Here is a 20,298-nt window from a genome sequence, read left to right on the forward strand (position 1 = left end):
CTATAGGAGCGTCAATGCCCTGATGGAAAGCACGATCGGCCTGTTCAAGACCGAGCTGATCAAGCCCCGACGGCCATGGAAGACGCTGCCCGATGTCGAGCTCGCCACCGCCGAGTGGGTCGACTGGTACAACCACCGACGACTCCACGGTGAGATAGGCCACGTCCCACCCGTCGAATACGAAGCCAACTACTACACCGAACTCACGAAACCCCAGGTCATCACCACAATCTGAGATCTCTACCGAACCCGGGGCGGTTCACCGTCTTGGTGGCACGAGCTGGGCATCCGGCTTGGTTTCGAGGGGTCTCAAGAATCGAGTACGGCGGCGACAGCCTCGATCTCGACGAGTTGGTCCTTGTAGCCGAGCACGGTGACGCCCATCAAGGTGCTGGGGACGTCATGGTCAGCGAACGAGTCCCGGACCACCTGCCAGGCGGCCACCAGGTCCTCCTGCCGGGCCGATGCGACGAGGACCCGGGTACTGATGACGTCCTGGAGCGACGCACCTGAGGCAGAAAGAGCGGTGTGCATGTTCTCGATCGCTTTCGCGGCCTGGCCTGCGTAGTCTCCGATCGCCGCAGTGGAGCCGTCATCGTTCAGCGGACACGCCCCAGCGAGGAAAATCAGGCGTGACTCGGCGGGCGCCGTGGCCGCGTAGGCGTACTCGGCGACGTCGGACAGGGAAGCGGAGCGGATCAAAGTGATGGCACGAGCCATGGTCGTGGGGTCCCTTCCTCTCGGGCGTGGAGCGTGAACATCCTGTCAGCGCGCCGTCGGCGTCCGCCTTCCCATTTATCGCCGCCCTGCGGCAACGTCGGCATTCCCGCACGACATTCACCAGCCTCCATACCCTCGCCGCGGGCTTCGACGCGACCGTGGCGCCGTCTCGCCGCTCTCAGCCGAGGCGGGATGTGAAGGCGCGCAGAGCCCCGGTCAGCGAAGAGAGACGAACGCCCCGTGACTGTTGTGTCAAGACGACGGCAGGGCCGACGCAGTGGCCGACTCCGTTACGGGCAGGCACTCGGCGAGCAGGCCGACGATGTCGCGCCAGGCTCGCTGCGCGTGCCGCGGGTGGTAGCCGACGCCGGGGAGTACGACCTGGTCGACCGGCGGGTGGTGGAAGGCGTGGAGGGCTCCGCCGTAGACCACGAGGCGCCAGTCGACGCCCGCGGCCTGCATCTCGGCGGCGAACGCGTCCCGTTGCGCGGGCGGCATGATGGGGTCTTCCGACCCGACCCCGGCCCACACCGGGCAGCGAATGCGTGCCGCCTCGCCCGGCCGGCCGGTGGTGGTTGCGTTGACTGTCCCGATCGCGCGCAGGTTGACGCCGTCGCGACCGAGTTCCAGCGCGATTGCGCCTCCGGTGCCGTAGCCGACGGCGGCGATCCGGTCGGGATCGGTCCGCGGTTCGGCCCGCAACACGTCGAGCGCCGCGTGACCGATGTCCCGCATCCGGTCGGGGTCGGCGAGTAGCGGGGTCACGTGCGCCAGCATCTTCTCGGGGTCGGTGAACCAGCGCCCGCCGTTGATGTCGAAGGCCAGCGCCACGTACCCCAGCTCAGCCAGGGCGTCGGCCCGGCGGCGCTGGAAGTCGTTCAGCCCGGTCCCCTCGGGCCCGACCAGGACCGCGGGCCGAAGGCCGGCGCCGGCCGGGAGCGCGAGGTGCCCGGTCATCGTCAGGCCGTCTGCCGGGTACTCGACCGTGCGCGTTTCAACCGTCGTCATGAGACAGGACAGTAGCGATGACCGAGTTCGTTCGAGCCGGTCTTCACCGTCGGCAGAACAACGCGGGTGTGGCGCCAGGGCCGCGCACTGTGGAGGGCTCTGACACCGGTGAAGTACATCGATACCGTTGCGAGCCAGGCCGCGGAGCCGGCAAACATCGCACCTGCCGCACCTGCACCGCTCCGAGCCAGGCCGCGGAGCCGGCGAACGCCGCACCTGCTGCGCCTGCACGGTTCAGGGCGGCGGGTAGCCACCTGCAGAATGCGAAGCGAGTTCCCACGCCGGTCACAAAGATGCCTGCCACAGCTGGAGTTCCCCGACCATGCCCGACGTCAATCTTGTGTGGGCCGCAAAATGAGGTCGCCCCTGGCGATTCGGGGCGGTAGTTGTTGAGGATGACTTCTTCTGTTGAACAGTTGCTTCCGGGTACGCAGCGGGCTCTGCTGCACCGCATCGCCACCGCCCAGGCCGACGGTCGTTCCCCCGCTCTGGTCGCCGCGGTGCAGCGGCAGGGGCAGACCGTCTGGAACGGTTCCCGCACCTGTGTCGACGGCCATGGCCCCGATGCCGACACCCAGTTCAGAATTGGCTCCCTCACCAAGACGTTCACTGCTGTGCTGGTCCTGAGGCTGCGTGACGAGGGCCTGCTGGATCTGGCCGATCCGCTGGAGAAGCACCTGCCCGGAACCGGGGTGGGTGAGGTCACCATTCATCAGCTGCTCTGCCACAGTGCGGGGTTCGGCGCGGAATCGCCCGCTCCGTGGTGGGAACGGACACCGGGCAGCCTGCGGCCCGAGCTCGCCGACGTGCTCGGCGAGCAGACCCGGATGCACCTTCCCGGCCGTCGGCACCACTACTCCAACCCGGGGTACACGGTGCTCGGAGCGCTGATCGAGGCCGTGCGCGGAGCGTCCTGGGCGCAGGTTCTGCGGAGCGAGCTGCTGGAGCCACTGGGGATGCACCGTACGGGTCCGCAGCCGGAAGCGCCGCATGCGGGGGGCTGGGCCGTCCATCCGTGGGCGGATGCCATGCTGCCCGAACCGGCAGAAGACCTCGGACTGATGGCGCCGGCCGGACAACTCTGGTCCACCACCGCCGATCTCCTCCGTTTCGCCGCCTTCCTTGCCGAGGGAGACGACCGGGTGCTTTGCGCCGCTTCCGTGGACGAGATGAAGGAGCCGTCCGCGCCGCCCGAGGTGGGGGACTGGGAGGGAAGTTACGGTCTGGGTCTGCAGCTGGTCCGGAGGAACGGCCGCACGCTCATCGGGCACACGGGGTCGCTCCCTGGATTCCTGGCAACTCTGTGGTTCTGCGCCGAGGAAGATGTGGCCGCGGTCGTGTTCGCCAATGTCACCTCGGGACCACTGATCGGTGAGGTGGCCGCCGAGCTCGTGGATATCGTCGCCGAGGCCGAGCCCCGTATTCCGGAGCCGTGGCGCCCGCTGCCCGAGGTGGACGTGGAGCTTCTTGCCCTGACCGGCCCCTGGTACTGGGGCACGCGTACCAACATCCTGCGCCTGAACCCTGATCGGGGACTGGAGCTCCGCACCATTCGCGACGGTGGCCGCGGTGCTCGCTTCACCGCCCGGCCGGACGGGACCTGGATCGGGCTGGACGGCTATTACGCCGGGGAGACGTTGCGGATCGTCCGGAACGAGGACGGGAGCGTGAACCATCTGGACCTGGGCTCGTTCGTCTTCACGCGTGAGCCGTACGATCCCGCGGCGGCCATTCCGGGCGGGGTGGACGAGAACGGGTGGCGCGGCCTGGGAGGTTGAGCGTCCTGTTTCACGTGAAACAGGGCAGTGGGCCGGTCAGGTCGTCAACTCCCGTTCCAGCGGGGTGCGGAAGCGTGGCGTGATCCGCGCTTCCCCCACCCAGCCCGCCAGCCTGGATGCCTCCTCCTCGATGGCCGCGGTGGCATCCAGGCCGGTGTCGGTCAGCAGTCGCCACACCGGCTCGCCGTTGGCATGCTGTGCCCAGCCGCCGACGATGCGGCCGTTCCACCACACGGTGGGGCCGATGTTGCCGGAGCGGTCGAAGAGGGCCGCCCGGTGTTCGGCAGCGAGGTGGAAGCCGCGGTCGGCCCAGCCCATCGCACTCGGGTCGAGCGCGGGCAACAGAGCCGCCCAGGGCTCGGGCGCCGGTTCGAACGCGGTGTCGCCCGGTGCGACCCAGGCGGTCGAGCCGTCGTCGAGCCGTACCTCCTCGGCCTCGACGGCTGCCAGTGCCTTGCGGACCTGCCCGAGCCCCCAGCCCGTCCACCACTTGAGGTCGGCCTCGGACGCGGGGCCGTACGAGCGGAGCCAGCGCAGGGCCAGTTCCGCTTGCGCCTCGGCGGTTGCCAGTACGGGCCGGGGTTCGGCAGCCGTCCAGCGGAACTGGCTGGACGTCCAGGAGCCCCGTGGCCGGTCCCGGCGGATCCGGCCTTCCGCCGCCAGCACGCGGATGACCCGGGAGGCCACCCCCTGCTCCGCCTCGTACTTCTTGCCGGGAAAGACCGTGATCTTCGTACGCAGGGCGGGTACGGCTGCGGAGAGCTCGCTGCCGGTGGCCGTGCCGCGGGCGGTCAGGGCCGCGAGGGCGGCCTCCTCCGTGTCGTTCAGCCAGCGCTCGTCCAGCCCCTTGCCGTCCTCGGCCAGGTGCTTCAGGAAGGTCCGGCGTTCCTTGGCCGCCACCGCGCGCGCGTTCGAGGCCTCGACCTGTGGGGCCAGCGCTTCCGACACGGTGAAGAGGGTGTTGCGCATGGAGAGGAGCCGGACCAGCGAGACGTCCTCGTACAGCGGTTTCTCCACTGCGGCGACGTTCGGTGTGCGGAGCCGGGCGCAGACGGAGAGGAAGACGGTGGCCGCGTCGGTGGCATGCAGCGCGACGACGGCGTCGGCCACGGCCACCGGGGAGTCGGTCCGCAGGGCGGGTGTCAGGAGATGACGCCTGGCGAGCCTGATGCGCCGCTGTTCGTCGCTGATGTGATGCACCGTTGACCCCCTCGGATGCCGGTCTGCGGGTCAGAGAGCGAGTTTGAAGCCCACATGACTGGCGACGAAGCCGAGCCGTTCGTAGAAGTGATGTGCGTCGGCCCGGGTCGCGTCCGACGTCAGCTGGACCAACTGGCAGTCCTGGCGACGGGATTCGTCCACTGCCCACTGGATCATCCGGGTGCCGAGTCCGCTGCCGCGTTCGTCCGCGTGGATACGGACGCCCTCGACCACGGAGCGCGTCGAGCCGCGTCGGGAGAGGCCTGGGATCACCGTCAGCTGGAGTGTGCCGACGATCCGGCCCGTGCGCACGGCGACCATCAGGTGCTGGTTCGGATCCTCGGCCAGCCGCTGGAAGGCCGCCCGGTACGGTGCGAGGTCGTCCGGAGACTCGCGCCCGGCGCCCAGCGGATCGTCGGCGAGCATGGCCACGATCTCGGACAGGTCATCGACGCCCGCGGCACGTATCTTCAGATCGCTCATGATCAGCAGCTTACGCAGCGGCCTCGGGCGATGAGGCGGCAAGCGGGCTATACGGGGACTTTGAGCTCTTCGACCGCCCGCACGAGCGGTACCAGCTCAGGGTTCTTGGCGGCGTCGTCGAGCGCTGTGCGCAGGGCGGTGTCATTGGTCGGCCTGGCCTCGGCGAGCAGGGCGAGACCGGCTTCGGTGACATCGGTGTAGATGCCCCTGCGGTCGGTGTCGCAGAGATACCTGGTCAGCAGACCGCGGTCCTCGAGGCGGGTGACCAGGCGGGTGGTGGCGCTCTGGCTGAGCACGACGGCGTCGGCCACCTGCTTCATCTGCAGATGTCCGCCCGGTCCGCTGTGCTGTCGGCTCAGGACGTCCAGCAGTGAGTACTCCCTCACGCTGAGGCCGTGCCCGCGCTGCAGGGCGCGCTCGATATGGGCCTCGATCTTCCCGTGGAGCAGGGAGAGCGCGCACCAGCCCTGAGAAAGGGCGGTCAGTGCCGGGTCCGTCGCTGTCATGGATCTCTCTCCTTCGTGCCGGAGCTGTTTACCTACAGGATAGGCGACGTGCGCAATAGTCCGCGCTTGCGATCAGTAGGCGTCTGCAATTATTGTGCTCGCTTGTAAGACGCAGGCGCAATCTCCAGGGAAGGTGTAATCCATGCCGCTCGCGCTCCTCGCCCTCGCCATCGGGGCATTCGGTATCGGGACCACCGAGTTCGTGATCATGGGGCTCCTGCCCGAGGTTGCTGCGGACTTCCAGGTCTCGATCCCGACCGCCGGCTTCCTCGTCACGGGCTATGCACTCGGTGTCGTCCTCGGCGCCCCGCTGATGACCGTTCTCGGCACCAGAGTCGCCCGCAAACGCATGCTGATGATCCTGATGGGACTGTTCGTCATCGGCAACGTGGTGTCCGCGACCGCACCTGTCTTCGACGTGATGCTCGCGGGCCGGGTCATCGCCTCGCTCGCCCACGGTGCCTTCTTCGGTATCGGATCGGTCGTGGCGGCCGATCTGGTCGCCCCGCACAAGAAGGCCGGTGCGATCGCGATGATGTTCACCGGCCTCACCGTCGCGAACGTCGTCGGTGTCCCGCTCGGCACCTACATCGGGCAGAGCGTGGGCTGGCGGGCCACGTTCTTCGCCGTCGCCGCCCTCGGGGTCATCGGCCTTCTCGGGGTTGCCGGGCTTGTCCCCGATCAGCCCCGTGCCGAAGGTGTCCGCCTCCGCCACGAGCTGGCCGCGTTCCGCAATGTGCAGGTCCTGCTCGCCATGGCGATGACGGTGCTGGGCTTCGGCGGAGTCTTCGCGGCGATCACCTACATCACGCCGATGATGACCGAGATCGCCGGCTACTCGGCTTCCTCGGTCACCTGGCTGCTGGTCCTCTTCGGGCTCGGCATGGTCGGCGGCAACCTCCTCGGCGGCAAATTCGCCGACCGCCATCTGATGCCCCTGCTGTACGTGTCCCTGGGCGCGCTCGCCGTGGTGCTGTCGCTGTTCACCCTGACCGCCCACAACAAGATCGCGGCAGCCGTCACCATCGTGCTGATCGGCGGCCTGGGCTTCGCGACCGTGCCCCCGTTGCAGAAGAGGGTGCTCGACCAGGCGGCAGGCGCCCCGACCCTCGCCTCCGCCGTGAACATCGGCGCCTTCAACCTCGGCAACGCCCTGTCGGCATGGCTCGGCGGCGTCGTCATCGCCGCTGGTCTCGGCTACACCGCACCCAACTGGGTCGGCGCGGTCCTCGCTGCCTCCGCCCTGGTTCTCGCCGTCGTCTCCAGCACCCTGGAGCGCCGCACGGCAACCCGGAGCCGCCTCATCGCCACCCACATCCCTGAGCCGGCCGCTGTACCCGCGGCCCAGCACTGATCCCCCACACACATCACCCCGCACGTCCCCCGCGTACCCACCGCACCGCATTGCGCTGCACCGCACCGAACCAAGGAGCCATCCCCATGAGCACCCTCACTGCCGCCGTAGCCCCGCTGACCACGCAGGACGCGGAGACGCTCGTCGAAGCGGCCCGTACGGCCGCCGAGGCCGCAGGCGTCGCCGCGGCGGTCACGGTCCTCGACGCGGGCGGCCATCTGCTGGTCTTCCGCCGCGACGACCGGGCCGTTCTCATCGCCGGCGAGACCAGTACCCGCAAGGCCTACACCGCACTTCAGCTCAACGCCCCCACGGCCGACCTGGTTGACGCGGTTCAGCCGGGCGGACACTTCCACACCCTGCCGACCGCGTTGGACCGGCCGCTGCTGTTCATCGCCGGCGGTGTCCCGGTCCACCGTGAGGGCCGGCTGATCGGCGCCATCGGCGTCGGTGGCGGGGCGCCCGAGCAGGACCACGGGTTCGCGACAGTCGCGGCGGAGAGCCTCGTCTGAGCTCCCATCTTCCTTGCGGAAAAGGTAATTCATTGGTGTCAGCTCCCAAGCGGCCGGAGAATCTCCGCACATGGGAGCTGATATCCATGGATTCATCGAGTGCCGAGCTCGTTGGACGGGTCCGGAGGGCGAGTGGGCGGCGGCCGTCGATCTCGACCTGCTGTACGTGGGCCGGAGCTACGACGCATTCGGTTGCCTGTTCGGCGTGCGCAACCACGCAGGTTTCGTTCCGCTCGCAGCGGAGCGCGGACTGCCCGAGCTGATGTCCGAAGCCGCACGCACGGAGTTCGATGACTGGGGCGGCACGGCGCACAGCCCCAGCTGGATCGGCTGGAACGAACTGAAGTGTGTCGACTGGGACGAGCAGGCAGAGATCACGGACCGGCGGATCCACGAGTACGAAGCGGTGAACGGTACCTGGGTCCTCGTCTCCAAGGCGGCCTGGAGCGCGCGGTTCGCCGCACTGGCCGGGCTCCCGGTCGATCCCACGACCGGTGTGATCGATGGCTACGGCCGGAGGGACTGGCCGGAGGGCACGGAGTGGCGGGACGGTGACCGCCTCTACCGGGTGGAACGGATGATCCGGCGTGATGCCGTGCCGCAGGAGGGCGAGTGGAAGCCGGTGTGGTCCGTGATGGAAGCCCTCGCAGCCGTTCACGGTGACGGGAATGTCCGGCTCACCGTGTGGTTCGACAACTGACCAGAGGGCGTCGGTCCCGGCGGTTCGGTCCTCCACCTGCCTGTCTGCCGTCCTGCCGCCCGCCCGCCACCCGACCGGAACTGCCGGAACTGCCGGAACTGCCCGAACCGAGCGAGGCCTCGGGTCAGCCCGTAGCCACGCTCAGCGGCGCGAAGCGTTGGGTCCAGTCCCCCGGCTGCCGCTCCCCGAGGCTCATCACCGTGGTCCCCGAGCCGGGCTGAAGGCCGCGCTCCCCGAGCCAGCCGAGCAGTTCCTTGTGACGGGCGTCGATGTCGGCGCGCAGCGGCCGGTCGGTCGCGTCGGCCAGCGAGGACACGAGCAGTTTCGCCGTGGCGGTGTCCCGCGCGATCAGTGGGCCGACCGCGTGGCTGCCCGAGCTCGGCCAGAGCGCCGCGTAGCCGACCAGTTCGCCGCCCTCCTCGGCCACCCGCAAATGGTCGGCGAAGGCCGGGAGGCGTGCCAGTAGGTGTGTGCGGTCGAGGCCGAACGCGTCCGCGTCCAGCCGGAGCATGGCCTGAAGGTCCCCGGCCGAGGCAGGGCGAACGGTCAGGCCGGGGCGAACCTCAAGGTCTGGGCCGGCAACCGCGTCCGGACCGCCGGGTTCTGCGGTCGGCCGGAAATGGCCGCTCATCCGCTCGGTCCGGCCCACCTCGGCGAATCCGAACTTCTCGTAGAGCGGTTGGCCCGATGCCGTCGCGTAGAGGCTGAGGGGAGCGCCCCCGGTCGATTCGATCACCTGGTGCATCAAGTGCCGGGCGACCCCCTGTCGGGCATAACGGCCGGCGACCAGCAGCATGCCGATGGCAGTCAAGCGCGGCCCGTAGGAGGTCGTCACACAGGTCGCCATCAGGCCCTTGCCGTCGGGGCTGTCGATGCCGAAGCCCACTCCCGCCGCAAGGAGCAGCCCCCATCGGTGCTCATCACGCGGCCAGTCGCGGTCCTCGCAGAGGTCGGCGCAAGGGACCAGATCGTCCCGGGTGAGACGCCGGACGGGCAGACCGGCGAGCGGGCGGGGCAGTGAGCTGGGCATGAGGGTCAGGCTGTCCGACGCAATGATCGCTCGTCCACCGTTTTAACGGATCTGGCCGAGACCCGCAGACGTCGACGACGCCGGGGCGGCCTCATGGCTTCAGTACCGAGACGGCTGTGATGCGGAGACAGGGCACCGTGAACACCGACGGAGCGACGACCGTCGGTCGCGAAAGCGGCGGTGTCGAGCGTCAGCAGACCAGCAGACCAAACGGTGCCGAGCGTCAGTAGATTTAACGGTGAGGCGGAGCCGGCTGACGGATACCACGACATGCGCGACTGGCGGGTGCGGCGGTTGAGTGGTTTCACGTGAAACACGGATCAGCCCAGGTCGGTTGCGTGCATCGCTCGGACGCCCTCGATGTTGCCGTCCAGGTAGTGCCGCAGTGACAGCGGTACGAGATGCACGGCAGCGATCCCGACCCTGCTGAACGGCACCCGTACGACGTCGTACTCCCCGCGGGGGGCGTCGATCTCGGGTCCATGGCGCAGGGACAGGTCCATCGAGTCGAGCCGGCAGACGAAGAAGTGCTGGACCTTGACACCCTTCACGCCGCTGCCCTCGATGTGTTCCACGGTGTCGACGAAACAGGGGACCACATCAGTGATCTTGGCGCCGAGCTCCTCGTCCACCTCGCGGTGCAGGGCGTCGACGACGGTCGCGTCCTCGGGCTCGACCCCGCCGCCCGGCGTGAGCCAGTAGGGATCCACCCCCGGCTTGGTGCGTTTGATGAGGATGAGGTCGTTGCCGTCGAGCAGGATGGCGCGTGCGGTGCGCTTGACCACGGGACGTTCGGTCATGGCAAGAGAGTGGCCCGCTGGACCCGTTCTGAAACACCCGAGGGCCGCCGGACCGCTCTGAGGTCACCAGTCGGCTGCGGCGCGCAGCAGCCACTCGTGCGCACGAGCGAGATGCGGCAGCGCGAGCGTGCCGGTCCGTGCGGCGAGGAAGTAGGTGCGCAGTGGTGGCACGGGAGGGTCGAGGAGTGCCACCACCTCGCCCCGCTCCAGTGCGCCCTCGCAGAGATAGCGGGGCAGTACGGCCAGCCCGGCGCCCGCTGCCGTGCATTCCAGGACGGCCCGAAGATCCGGTGCGATGACCGCCCCGGCGGCGGCGGGGCGGCTGTCGAAGACCGCGGCCCAGTAGCGGGAAACGAGCGGCAGGCTCTCGTGCACCTCCACCACCGGCAACTGCTCCAGGACCACCGGACCGTTGCGCCGCAAGGTCCCCGGACCGAGACGCCCGGCCCAGCGGGGTGCGGCGACCAGCACGTGCTCCTCGTCGCAGAGCGGGGTCGCGGTGAGCAGCCCGCCGCGCGGGCGGGCCGTCACGATGGCCAGGTCGTGGTGTCCGGCGGCCAGGCCGTCCAGCGTCGCGTCGGTGTCCGCGGAGAACGTGCTGCGCAGGGCGAGGCCCTGGGTGATGAACGGCGTGAGCGCGGGCAGGGCCCGCAGCGAGATGAACTCCGGTGGACCCGCCAGATGCAGTGTCCGTACGCCAGACCCCTCGTCGAGTTCAGTCTCGGCGATCTCCACCAGCGCGTCCAGGTGGGGAGCGGCCCGGTGCGCGAGTTCGTCCCCGATGGTGGTCGGGGTCACGCCGCGGGCCCTGCGCAGGAAGAGCGGGCGGCCCAGTTGCCGCTCCAGGGTGCGTATCTGCGAGGTCACGGCGGGCTGGGAGAGGCCGAGAAGTGCGGCGGCCCGCGTGAACGAACCGGCCCGGTGCACGGTGACGAACGTGCGCAGCAGGGACAGGTCCATGTCCCGTCCCCTCCCGCCCTTGTGCCTTGTCGGACCCGGACAACCATAAATATGTCGATAGGTCGCTGCCACTACTGTGATTGGACACTGACTCAGAGTCAACTAGCCTTGACGAGGCGGTTCTTCGTGCGGAGAACACGGAGGGCCGGGACGGTCCGAGCCACGAGGGGGGAGGCTCGGACCGTCCGTTGTACGTACCCCGACCAGCTGCGGTTTCTGGTCGGGGTACGTCTTCCAGGTCAGGCCGGGGGAGCGCCTGGGGAGTATGAGCGTCCGGGGAAGCTTGGCGGTCGCGGGTGGGCTGAGCAGGCCGTTCACCGCGCCCGCGCCCTTGGTCCCCGACTGCGGGATGAAGTGGGCGTAGTAGTCGAAGGTGATCGTCGGTGTCTCGTGGCCGAGCCAGTGCGACACGGTGACGATGTCCTCGCCGGCCTTCCGTTGCTCTCGTGCCTGTACCTCGTCGCTCACGAGCGACGCGTCCGAGAGCTCCAGCGGGAGCGCCGCGACTGCAAGATCGTTGGCGGAGTTGCTTTGGCCAGCTGTTCCGTTGCCTGTGGCTGCGTGGTGAGCGCGCCGAGATTCCGGACTCGGCGGCGCGGAGATCGTCACACAGCGTAACCGACACCATTTTCAGTGGTTGACAGCCTTGTCAGATCGGTGTTCCCCTTAGCGCCCGTTGACGTAGCGCGAGGTGGCTGAGTGGGGATTGAACAGCTGACGGAACAGGCGCGGCAACTGGATGACTCGCAGATTCAGCTCCTGTGTGAGATGGCCGAGTCATTGAGAGGCCCTTGTGATGTGTGGGTAAATCATGATTCCGATTTGGTTTCGGAACGGTTCAGTGATGCAATGTTGAATCGCCTGAAACTCCACCATGCGACGTCGGAAGAGAAGTTCAAGAAGGCTTCATTCGAGTACGCATTTGTGTCTGCCGCAAGGTATGCGGGAGCCTCTTCCTATAAAACGCGTTCGCAGACCTTTCAAGGTGCAGACGTAGTTGTGGACGGTGTCAGATGGTCCTTGAAGACTGAAGCGTCCGCGAAGATGAGTGAGTCGAATATCGCGGTCTCTAAGTTCTCCGAGGCTCGCTGGATACGCGATTGTTTTACTCCCGAAGATTTTGCCAACGAATGCGTTCCGCGCTTTCTCAAGCACTTGGGTGAGTATGATCGAGTGGTTACCCTCAGGGCTTTTGATGCGCCGGCTGATCGCGTTCGTTATCACTTGGTGGAAATCCCGAAGGGGCTCCTCGCGCTGGTCGGGCAGCTTAAACCGGACGACTTTTCAGCCAGGACGAGAAATGGGGGAAGTTCTGCACTAGTCTATGATTCTTCAGGAATTGCCTTCCGTGTAGTTCTTGATGGCAGTGTCGAGAAAGTGACGCTCGCGCGTATTTCAGTCGACCGCTGTGTGCAGCACGCCATTTGGACGGTGCCCACTATTCCTGATTCTTCGCAGTAGTTATGGATGAAGCGGAGGGGGTGTGCGATTCCATCGCACACCCCCTCCGCTTAAGCAGCGGCGAGCCCCAGTTGAATCGGATTTTCGGATGTCATGATATCTTCCGCTCGCAAGCTGGTTCCTGGCAGGATTACTGACTTGAGTTCAGGCCGTTCGCCGGTGAGGACCCACTCCGCCACCTTCGCCAGTTGATGAGAAATCATGGGAGGTACAGCGTCTCCGATGTGGCGGTACATGTTGGACACCGCCCCAGCCTTGAACTGGTAGTGCTCTGGGAAGCCTGAGAGTAGGGCCAATTCGCGCACAGTGCAGAGTCGATCCTGTTCGGGATGGGAGTACCGGCCATTTCCGAAATGCGAACACTCGCGCTTGATGGTCGGGGACGGTCGATCCCACCAGAGGCGTCCATAAATGTCTGGGTACGATCCGAACTTTCCTGCGGCGATTGTTCTCTTCATTGCAGGGGTGAGCACGACATCTGCATCAGGGTGATCGAGCATGTCGATCCACGACCCGCCATCGTGGGGTGTCGCCTGGAGCCGACGCCGGGTGACTTCGGTGCCGATTGATGGGGAAACATGCATCGGGTCCAGGGGGTGGACCTGGCCGGCGGCAACTTTGGGGAGGTGCTCGATCGCGTGGCGGACAGTCAAAGCGTCGGGCTGGACACGGTCTCCGTTCCACAGCTCCTCGAGTGTATGCAACTCGCGGTCTCGGCGAACGGCAATGACCAAAGCGCGTTCACGCTGTTGTGGAAGCCCAAAGCTTGAGAGCATGTGAATTCCGGAATGTACCTTGTAGCCCATGTCGCGAAGGTCGCTCTGCAAAGCGTTGAAGTGATGCTGGAAGTTGCCTTGGAGCATCTCCCGGGCATTCTCCATCACCACTACAGAAGGTGTCAGCTCGGCTACGAACTCGGCTGTCTTGGCGATCAGCGAGTTTCTGGAGTCGTCTTCCATGTGATTCTTGGGATTTGCCCTGGAGAGGCCCGTGCACGGGGGACACGCGCTCAGTACATCCAGGTTGCGGCCGTTGAGCTTCCCCTCCAGCAACCTGCGCAATTCGGGACCGGAGAGCGCGGCGATGTCCCGCTCAAATGGATCAATTCCCATGTTGGCGGCGTACGTCTTGTTGCATTCGAGAGTTCCGCGGCCGCTGCTGGGCTTCCCAACCTGTGCGTCCACGGCGCCCACGATTTCGAAGCTGCCATGTGCGTGGAAGCCGTAGCTCATGCCACCAGCCCCGCTGAACAGGTCGGCGAAAGTCCATTGCTGCATCTCTGTGCCTTCTCTCTGCCTAGCTGGCACGCCTGGAGGATCGTAGCGCGTGAGTCCGACATGCATCTACTGCCAGCTCTTAGGCCGGCCTGGCAGTGAGGATACGCACGAGGTTGGCGATGTTTTCCCTGGTCAGAGGATCGATCGAGGAAATATTGGAAGGGGCGTGTGGGTGAGGCAGCTGCACTGCCGCAGAACAGTTGCGGGAACGCGTGACCGCGCCTACGACATCAGGGGCGATTGCGTATTGAGGCTTCGTCCGGTTTCGGGACACGAACCCAACATGCGTTTGAGGGCCTGTTGATCGTCGTCGAGGGCATCGGGGTGATCGGCGAGGTGGTTCGTGGCCTGGCGGACGCGGCTGCGTACACAGACGTGGCGCACTGCCAACCGTCGCTGCTGCCGCAGTTGGTAGCGCCCCGGCTGGCAGCGGCGCTCGGCCGGAACGCCTTCTGCGCGCGCACCTTGTGCTCGTAGACGGTGGTGGAGGTGGTATCGAAGAAGTACAACGCTAGTACGTGCACCAAGCCCGAGCAGTCCGAGCATGCTGTCACCCAGCGTGAACGGAACGCCCTCCTTGTGTTGCGGCCAACTGTTCCGAACGACCGCTCCCTATGCCTGGCCAGCCAGTGACGGCAGCCAGAAGTGGCCGCAAGAGAAGGCGCTGGCTTTTGGGTTCTGGGCGTGGGGCGGCAAGCAGAGTCATCCTTCATTTGGCTCGGACATGCTTCTGCTTCGGAAGGGCCGGACGGCGGCCGTTTCACCGCGTTTCCCAGGGAGTCCCTGGGGAGTCCGGGGAGCCGTAGGGGAGCGCGGGCCCCATCGAACGCGCAACACGGGCAACGCCATGAAACGCATGTCTGTGCAGGTCAGCGCCGTTTATGGCCCCTCCTCCCCGGCCTCCCAAGCCTGGCCCGAGCCACGAGGGGGGAGGCTCGGACCGTCCGTACCGCACCGGCCGCTGCCGGTACGGCCGCTCAGCTTCCGACGGCGGTTCAGCGCGCGTCGAGCGACTCGGCCAGCGCCCGTTCCACGTCGGCCACCAGGTCCGCCGGGTTCTCGGCGCCGACCGAGAAGCGGATGAAGCCCTCCGGCACTGAGTCGCCGCCCCAGCGGCCCCGCCGCTCGGCGGTGGAGCGCACACCGCCGAAGCTGGTCGCGTCCTCGGCCAGCCGGAGTGCCAGGAGGAAGCGCTCGGCGGTCTCCCGGTCGGCCAGCACGAACGACACCACGGAGCCGAAGCGCCGCATCTGCCGTGCGGCGGTCGGGTGCGACGGGTCGGTGGGCAGCCCGGGATATCGCAGCCCGGTCACCTCCCGGTGCCCGGCGAGCACTTCGGCGAGGGCGAGGGCGTTCGCGCACTGCCGCTCGATCCGCAGTTCCAGGGTGGCCAGCGAGCGGTGTGCGAGCCAGGCCTCCATCGGTCCCGGGATCGCGCCGACGACCTTGCGCCAGCGCCGTACTTCCGCAGCCAGCTCGGGATCGAGGCAGGCCACGTGGCCGAGCAGGATATCTCCGTGCCCGGTCATGCCCTTGGTGTCGCTGGCCACCGAGAAGTCGGCGCCCAGCTCCAACGGGCGCTGGCCGAGCGGGGTGGCGAGGGTGTTGTCCACGGCCACGAGCGTCCCGCCCGCGTGCGCGGCCTCGACGAGCCGCCGCACGTCACAGACGTCGAGCCCGGGATTGGACGGGGTCTCGATCCACAGGAGCTTGGCACCCTCCAGGGCGGCCAGTTGGGCATCGCCCCCGGTCGGGGCGGTCCGCACCTCGACCCCGTAGGCCTCCAGCTGCGCCCGTACCAGCGGAAGCGCCTGGTACCCGTCGTCGGGCAGCACGATCACGTCACCGCTGCGTGCCTGGGAGAGCAGCACAGCCGAGACCGCCGCCATGCCGGAGGCGAAGACGGTGGTCTCGACACTCTTCCCGGGGGCTTCGAGCTCGCCGATGGCCCGTTCCAGATGGGTCCAGGTCGGGTTGGTCTCACGGCCGTAGGTGTACGGGCCGGTCGGCTCGCCGGAGAGGTGGAAGTGTGCGGCGAAGACCGGACCGGGGAGAGTGGGTTCGTACTGCTCCGGTTCCGGAAGGCCGGCACGTACCGCGCGGGTTCCGTCGCCCATGGTGCTCATTCTGCTTCCTCGCTTCTCTCCCCGGCCTGTCACCGGTCCTGCCTGCACTTTTCCAGGGGCACGCGGTCAGTCCTCGTCGGGCAGGACGACGTTCAGCGCCCAGGACACGATCGAGATGATCAGTCCGCCGAGGACGGCGGTCCAGAAGCCGTCGACGTGGAAGCTCAGATCGAACTTGTCGGCCAGCCAGGAGGTCAGCATCAGCATCAGTGCGTTCACCACCAGGGTGAACAGTCCCAGGGTGAGGATGAAGAGCGGCAGCGTGAGCAGCTTCAGGATCGGCTTCACGAAGAAATTGACCAGGCCGAAGATCAGCGCGACCAATATCAGGGTCAGTACTTTGCGTCCCGTGCTGCCGCCGGTCAGCGTGATGTCCTGGAGCAGGGCGATGGCTACGGCCAGTGCACCCGCGTTGGCGATCGTCTTGACTACGAAATTCTTCATGTGTCTGATCGTGGCAGACATGATCGGTGGCGGACACCGGCTGGGCAGAGGCAAGGGGCGGACGGGCCATGAAGGCATTCAGACTGGACGAGTTGGAGGCGGAACGGGCCGCCAACGACGGGGCGTATCTGCAGTTCGTGCGAGAACGGAACATGTCTGTCGGTCTCTACGCGCTGGACGCCGGTGAACTCGACCCGCAGCAGCCGCACGAACAGGACGAGGTCTACTTCGTCGTCAGCGGGCGCGCGTCGATCACCGTGGGCATGGAAACCACGCTGGTGGGCAGAGGAAGTGTCGTGTACGTACCGGCCGGCACCGCCCACAAGTTCCACCACATCACCGAGGACCTGCGGGTGATGGTGGTCTTCTCGCCGCCCGAGGGCTGAGCGGTCCGGGAGGCGGAGCCGCCTCTCGGGGATCCCTAAGGGTTCGATCAGGGGAGTTCAGGGGCTGCGATGTCCCCACCGACCACCCCCGCGCCTCTAGCATCGAAGCAGGAGAACTCACAGAGACGAGGTATGGACGATGGCCGTGCGGGAGATATTCGCGGGAATGCCCTGGTGGGTGAAGTGGATCGCGGTGCCCGTCATCGCGATCGTCGTGTTCGGCGGTCTGATCGCCAGCGTGGTCGGCTTCGTGGTCTGGCTGCTCTTCAAGGTCCTGATCTTCGTGATCCTGGTCGGCGGGGTTGTCTTCCTCGTGAGGAAGTTCATGTCGTCCTCCTCCTCGCGCAGCGACTGGTAGCCGCACGACCGGTCACGGTTGGCCCAGCTGAGCCAAGCGGAGGGCGAAACGGCACCCTCCGGTTAGCCCAGCTGAGCTAACCGAAGGATGAGTCGACACCCTCTCCGGTTAGCCCAGCAGAGCTAACCGGAGGACGAGTTGGCACCCCCCTCGGGCGCTCCGGATACAGTGGAGGTCCCCTGCCGTCGACTGGGAAGACACCGTCAGTCACCACCTGACCAGTGGTTTGTACGGCATCCGGCCTCCGGACCCAGGCCTGCGGCAGACATGTGGAGGCGGCCTCCACGGGCGGGCTCACCACCCGTCAACATGCCTGGGGGTGACCGTTGACCACGGCATCGAGTACCGCCGTACCGACGTTGATCGGATCGGTACAGCGGGCGCTGAGGCTACTGGAGGCCGTGGGCGCCCATCGCGACGGGGCGCCGGCCAAACAGCTCGCACGGGAGGCGGGGCTTCCGCTGCCCACCGCCTACCACCTGCTGCGCACCCTGACCCATGAGGGATACCTGCGCCGGGAGAACGGCGTCTTCCTCTTCGGCGCCGCCGCCGAGCGGCTGGTCGACGACGGTGCTCTGCACAACCGTCGCAGCCGGATGGCCCAGTCACTGGGCCGCTGGCGGGACATCATCGGGACCCCGGTGTACTGCGCCGTCTATCGCGACGGTGAGATCGAACTCGTCGCGGTCGCCGACACCCCGGCCGCGCCCGCGGTGGACGAGTGGGCCGCCTTCCAGGAGACCGGGCACGCCCACGCCATCGGCCAGTGCCTGCTGAGCCAGCTCGACGAGAAGGCCCGCGAGGACCACCTGGACCGGCATCCGGTGCGCCCGCTGACCCGGTACTCCGTACGCGACCGCCCGGCGCTCCTTGAACGGCTGCGGTCGCTGGAGCGAATGGAACCTGTCATCGAGCGACAGGAGTACGCCCTCGGGACGGTCTGCGCGGCCATCCCGATCACGGCCGGTTTCACGGCTGCGGCGATGGCCATTTCTGTACCCCTCGACCAGGAAGATCGGTTGCTCCCCGCGATCGAACGACTACGTGGCGAAGTGGCCAGCCTCTTGCGTTCGTTCGTTTTCTCTATCAGTATCTGAAAAATCACTCCTTGTGATCTGCTATCGAGTGCACCACGATGGCGTCAATAGGGCCATGGGGGATCATTCCTGGCCAGATTCATCTACTGCGGGGTTGAACGATGCGCGAGTCGGTTCAAGCTGAGGTCATGATGAGCTTCCTCGTCTCCGAGGAGCTCTCTTTCCGTATCCCGGTGGAGCTCCGGTACGAAGTGCGCGATCCGTACGCGATCCGGATGACCTTCCATCTGCCCGGCGACGCCCCCGTCACCTGGGCTTTCGGCCGCGAGCTGCTGCTCGACGGTCTCAACAGCCCCAGTGGTGACGGTGACGTGCACATCGGGCCGACCGAGCCCGAAGGGCTGTCCGACGTCCACATCCGGCTTCAGGTGGGGGAGGACCGCGCTCTCTTCAGGGCAGGTACGGCACCGCTTGTTGCGTTTCTCGACCGAACGGACAAGCTGGTCCCCCTCGGGCAGGAGTGCACGCTGGGTGACTTCGAGGGCAATCTGGAAGAGGCATTGGGGCGAATTCTGGCCGAGGAGCAGAACGCCGGCTGAAGGGATCCGTGTCCCGCGCCCCGGGTGCCGGTCGAACACCACACCTGCCGAACGGGTGAATCACGCTCCGTGTGCGGTCGTTCAGGACCTTGTCCGTCGGCGGCGTCCTCTGCCAGTCCGTACGGGTGCCGAAGCCAAGGCTTCCGCGCCGAGCCCCGTACGGTCCGCGGAGACGACCAGCGCCGCGAGCGCGGTGGTCACCGGCACCGAGGCAACGAGCCCGATCGAGCCGACCAGCGTACGCACGATCTCCTCCGCCACCAGTTCGCTGTTGGTCACCGTTCCCACGCTGCTCTGAGCGATCGAGAACAGCAGCAGCAACGGAAGCGCGGCGCCCGCATAGGCGAGCACCAGGGTGTTGACCACTGAGGCGATGTGGTCCCGCCCGATTCTGATACCTGCCCGGTAGAGCTGCTTCGCATGCATCGTGGGGTCCGCCTGGTGCAGTTCCCAGACCGCCGACGTCTGGGTGACCGTCACATCGTCGAGTACCCCCAGGGAACCGATGATGACGCCGGCCAGGAGCAGACCGCTCATGTCGATGTGCGGATACAGGCCGTGGATCAGGCCGGTGCTGTCGTCGGTGTTCCCGGTCAGGCTCGCCCAGCCGATGAAGAGCGAGCCGAGCAGCCCGATCAGCAGCAGTGAGATCAGGGTGCCGATGACGGCGACCGAGGTGCGGGCGGTCAGCCCGTGGCAGATGTAGAGGGCGATCAGCATGATCGCGCCGGCCCCGACGACCGCCACGAGCAGCGGATTCGAGCCCTGCAGGATGGCCGGGAGGATGAACAGGGTCAGCACGGCGAACGACAGGGCGAGCGCCACCAGCGCCATGACCCCGCGCAGTCTGCCCACGACGACCACCACCACGGCGAAGATCCCGGCCAGCAGCGCCATCGGGAACTTCCGGTTGATGTCCGTGACCGAGTACTGGAGGTCATGGGGCGCGGCGGGGGCGTAGGAGACCACCACCCCCTGCCCCTCCCGCAGCTGTCGCGGTGCGTCGGGCTGGACCACCTCGATGAATGTGCGCCCTCTGTCCTTGCCGCTCGTGACCTCGATCGTGGCCTTCCCGCAGAGGCGGGCCCCGCTGTCACCGGTGACCGGGTCCCCCGCCGGAGACGTGGTCTCGCCGCCGGCGGGCAGCTGGGCCGCGTTCACGTCCTTGCAGTCGACCTGGTCGACATTCACCACCTTGCCCTGCTGGGTCTGCCGGTCGAAACCGACACCGGTGCGTTCGTGCGCCGGCGCACCACCGGGCCAGAGCAGGGCGAGACCGACGACGACCGCGGCCGCGAACGGGATCAGCACGGCGGCGATCACCTTGCGCAGGTGCTTGGACACGGGTGCGGCGGGGCCGTGCGCGTGGGCGTGGGAGTGGGTGTGCTGATGACCCGACTGCTCGGGAACCATATGGGGGGACGTCACCGGCCGATCATCGCAAGAGGAGCGGGGCCCTCTGTTCAGCACACCCGCGAGGGCGTTAGCGTGGTGGCACCTTTGCACACGCGGGAGCTCGGAGCACCGGGCTGAGAGGGCGCTGATCTCCGTACATCCGT

General features: G+C 67.2%; 23 protein-coding genes and 1 pseudogene. 11 read left to right on the forward strand and 13 right to left on the reverse strand.

What is annotated here, in order from left to right; genetic code table 11:
- Window positions 1-13 precede the first annotated feature (13 nt).
- Window positions 14-235, forward strand: a pseudogene (locus FHX80_RS14270) (integrase core domain-containing protein); the annotation flags it as partial.
- Between the two features lie 74 nt (window positions 236-309).
- On the opposite strand, the gene FHX80_RS14275 reads toward FHX80_RS14270, so the two are convergent.
- Together FHX80_RS14275 and FHX80_RS14280 are read right to left on the reverse strand one after the other, a co-directional pair.
- Window positions 310-720: a RidA family protein gene (locus tag FHX80_RS14275; protein WP_145764543.1), complete on the reverse strand. Its 411-nt coding sequence runs from the start codon at window positions 718-720 to the stop codon at window positions 310-312.
- A gap of 252 nt (window positions 721-972) precedes the next feature.
- Complete coding sequence (locus FHX80_RS14280) at window positions 973-1,728, reverse strand: dienelactone hydrolase family protein (RefSeq protein WP_145764544.1); 756 nt, start codon at window positions 1,726-1,728, stop codon at window positions 973-975.
- A gap of 395 nt (window positions 1,729-2,123) precedes the next feature.
- Between FHX80_RS14280 and FHX80_RS14285 the strand changes: the two genes are divergently transcribed.
- On the forward strand, window positions 2,124-3,506 hold the full coding sequence (locus FHX80_RS14285) for a serine hydrolase domain-containing protein (RefSeq protein ID WP_145764545.1): 1,383 nt from the start codon (window positions 2,124-2,126) through the stop codon (window positions 3,504-3,506).
- Window positions 3,507-3,542: 36 nt separating this feature from the next.
- On the opposite strand, the gene FHX80_RS14290 is transcribed toward FHX80_RS14285, so the two are convergent.
- Genes FHX80_RS14290 through FHX80_RS14300 form a run of 3 tightly spaced genes read right to left on the reverse strand, consistent with a single transcriptional unit; the run spans window position 3,543 to window position 5,695 of the window.
- Window positions 3,543-4,706: a winged helix DNA-binding domain-containing protein gene (locus FHX80_RS14290; protein WP_145764546.1), complete on the reverse strand. Its 1,164-nt coding sequence runs from the start codon at window positions 4,704-4,706 to the stop codon at window positions 3,543-3,545.
- A 30-nt stretch (window positions 4,707-4,736) separates the two neighbouring features.
- On the reverse strand, window positions 4,737-5,189 hold the full coding sequence (locus FHX80_RS14295; protein WP_145764547.1) for a GNAT family N-acetyltransferase: 453 nt from the start codon (window positions 5,187-5,189) through the stop codon (window positions 4,737-4,739).
- Between the two features lie 47 nt (window positions 5,190-5,236).
- The gene (locus FHX80_RS14300) at window positions 5,237-5,695 is read right to left on the reverse strand and encodes a MarR family winged helix-turn-helix transcriptional regulator (protein ID WP_145764548.1); all 459 of its coding nucleotides are present in this window, start codon (window positions 5,693-5,695) and stop codon (window positions 5,237-5,239) included.
- Window positions 5,696-5,837: 142 nt separating this feature from the next.
- Here FHX80_RS14300 and FHX80_RS14305 point away from each other — a divergent pair, with 142 nt between their 5' ends.
- The 3 genes from FHX80_RS14305 to FHX80_RS14315 all read left to right on the forward strand — a co-directional run bounded on the left by FHX80_RS14305 (window position 5,838) and on the right by FHX80_RS14315 (window position 8,261).
- Window positions 5,838-7,049 (forward strand): MFS transporter, encoded by a 1,212-nt coding sequence (locus FHX80_RS14305; RefSeq protein WP_145764549.1) that lies wholly within the window; start codon window positions 5,838-5,840, stop codon window positions 7,047-7,049.
- A gap of 86 nt (window positions 7,050-7,135) precedes the next feature.
- A complete protein-coding gene (locus tag FHX80_RS14310) occupies window positions 7,136-7,561 on the forward strand; it encodes a GlcG/HbpS family heme-binding protein (protein ID WP_145764550.1) in 426 nt (141 codons plus the stop codon).
- A gap of 70 nt (window positions 7,562-7,631) precedes the next feature.
- Entirely contained in the window at window positions 7,632-8,261 is a 630-nt protein-coding gene (locus tag FHX80_RS14315) for a hypothetical protein (RefSeq protein ID WP_145764551.1), read from the forward strand.
- A 124-nt stretch (window positions 8,262-8,385) separates the two neighbouring features.
- Here FHX80_RS14315 and FHX80_RS14320 read toward each other — a convergent pair whose 3' ends face one another.
- The 4 genes from FHX80_RS14320 to FHX80_RS35185 all read right to left on the reverse strand — a co-directional run bounded on the left by FHX80_RS14320 (window position 8,386) and on the right by FHX80_RS35185 (window position 11,519).
- Window positions 8,386-9,291 carry a GNAT family N-acetyltransferase gene (locus tag FHX80_RS14320; protein WP_145764552.1) on the reverse strand — a complete coding sequence of 302 codons (906 nt, stop codon included), beginning with the start codon at window positions 9,289-9,291 and terminating at the stop codon, window positions 8,386-8,388.
- Between the two features lie 320 nt (window positions 9,292-9,611).
- Window positions 9,612-10,091: an NUDIX domain-containing protein gene (locus FHX80_RS14325; RefSeq protein WP_145764553.1), complete on the reverse strand. Its 480-nt coding sequence runs from the start codon at window positions 10,089-10,091 to the stop codon at window positions 9,612-9,614.
- A gap of 63 nt (window positions 10,092-10,154) precedes the next feature.
- Window positions 10,155-11,051 (reverse strand): LysR family transcriptional regulator, encoded by an 897-nt coding sequence (locus tag FHX80_RS14330; RefSeq protein WP_145764554.1) that lies wholly within the window; start codon window positions 11,049-11,051, stop codon window positions 10,155-10,157.
- Between the two features lie 102 nt (window positions 11,052-11,153).
- Complete coding sequence (locus FHX80_RS35185) at window positions 11,154-11,519, reverse strand: hypothetical protein (RefSeq protein WP_208764656.1); 366 nt, start codon at window positions 11,517-11,519, stop codon at window positions 11,154-11,156.
- A 231-nt stretch (window positions 11,520-11,750) separates the two neighbouring features.
- On the opposite strand from FHX80_RS35185, the gene FHX80_RS14340 reads away from it, so the two are divergent.
- Entirely contained in the window at window positions 11,751-12,512 is a 762-nt protein-coding gene (locus FHX80_RS14340) for a hypothetical protein (protein ID WP_145764555.1), read from the forward strand.
- 50 nt (window positions 12,513-12,562) lie between these two features.
- On the opposite strand, the gene FHX80_RS14345 is transcribed toward FHX80_RS14340, so the two are convergent.
- Entirely contained in the window at window positions 12,563-13,789 is a 1,227-nt protein-coding gene (locus FHX80_RS14345) for a DNA cytosine methyltransferase (protein WP_145764556.1), read from the reverse strand.
- A 300-nt stretch (window positions 13,790-14,089) separates the two neighbouring features.
- Here FHX80_RS14345 and FHX80_RS34710 point away from each other — a divergent pair, with 300 nt between their 5' ends.
- A complete protein-coding gene (locus tag FHX80_RS34710) occupies window positions 14,090-14,266 on the forward strand; it encodes a hypothetical protein (protein ID WP_167523539.1) in 177 nt (58 codons plus the stop codon).
- A gap of 518 nt (window positions 14,267-14,784) precedes the next feature.
- On the opposite strand, the gene FHX80_RS14350 is transcribed toward FHX80_RS34710, so the two are convergent.
- Window positions 14,785-15,915 carry a cystathionine gamma-lyase gene (locus tag FHX80_RS14350; protein ID WP_145764557.1) on the reverse strand — a complete coding sequence of 377 codons (1,131 nt, stop codon included), beginning with the start codon at window positions 15,913-15,915 and terminating at the stop codon, window positions 14,785-14,787.
- A gap of 66 nt (window positions 15,916-15,981) precedes the next feature.
- A complete protein-coding gene (locus tag FHX80_RS14355; protein ID WP_145764558.1) occupies window positions 15,982-16,359 on the reverse strand; it encodes a phage holin family protein in 378 nt (125 codons plus the stop codon).
- A gap of 68 nt (window positions 16,360-16,427) precedes the next feature.
- Here FHX80_RS14355 and FHX80_RS14360 point away from each other — a divergent pair, with 68 nt between their 5' ends.
- From FHX80_RS14360 to FHX80_RS14375, 4 genes are all read left to right on the forward strand, one after another.
- A complete protein-coding gene (locus FHX80_RS14360; RefSeq protein ID WP_145764559.1) occupies window positions 16,428-16,745 on the forward strand; it encodes a cupin domain-containing protein in 318 nt (105 codons plus the stop codon).
- A gap of 145 nt (window positions 16,746-16,890) precedes the next feature.
- Complete coding sequence (locus FHX80_RS14365) at window positions 16,891-17,103, forward strand: DUF5326 family protein (protein ID WP_145764560.1); 213 nt, start codon at window positions 16,891-16,893, stop codon at window positions 17,101-17,103.
- 326 nt (window positions 17,104-17,429) lie between these two features.
- On the forward strand, window positions 17,430-18,200 hold the full coding sequence (locus FHX80_RS14370; protein ID WP_145764561.1) for an IclR family transcriptional regulator: 771 nt from the start codon (window positions 17,430-17,432) through the stop codon (window positions 18,198-18,200).
- A 101-nt stretch (window positions 18,201-18,301) separates the two neighbouring features.
- Entirely contained in the window at window positions 18,302-18,739 is a 438-nt protein-coding gene (locus tag FHX80_RS14375; RefSeq protein ID WP_145764562.1) for an SsgA family sporulation/cell division regulator, read from the forward strand.
- Window positions 18,740-18,820: 81 nt separating this feature from the next.
- Here the strand turns inward: FHX80_RS14375 and FHX80_RS14380 are convergent, their stop codons facing one another.
- Entirely contained in the window at window positions 18,821-20,152 is a 1,332-nt protein-coding gene (locus FHX80_RS14380) for a YibE/F family protein (RefSeq protein WP_208764791.1), read from the reverse strand.
- Window positions 20,153-20,298 lie beyond the last annotated feature (146 nt).

The organism is Streptomyces brevispora (assembly GCF_007829885.1).
Classification (GTDB): domain Bacteria; phylum Actinomycetota; class Actinomycetes; order Streptomycetales; family Streptomycetaceae; genus Streptomyces; species Streptomyces brevispora.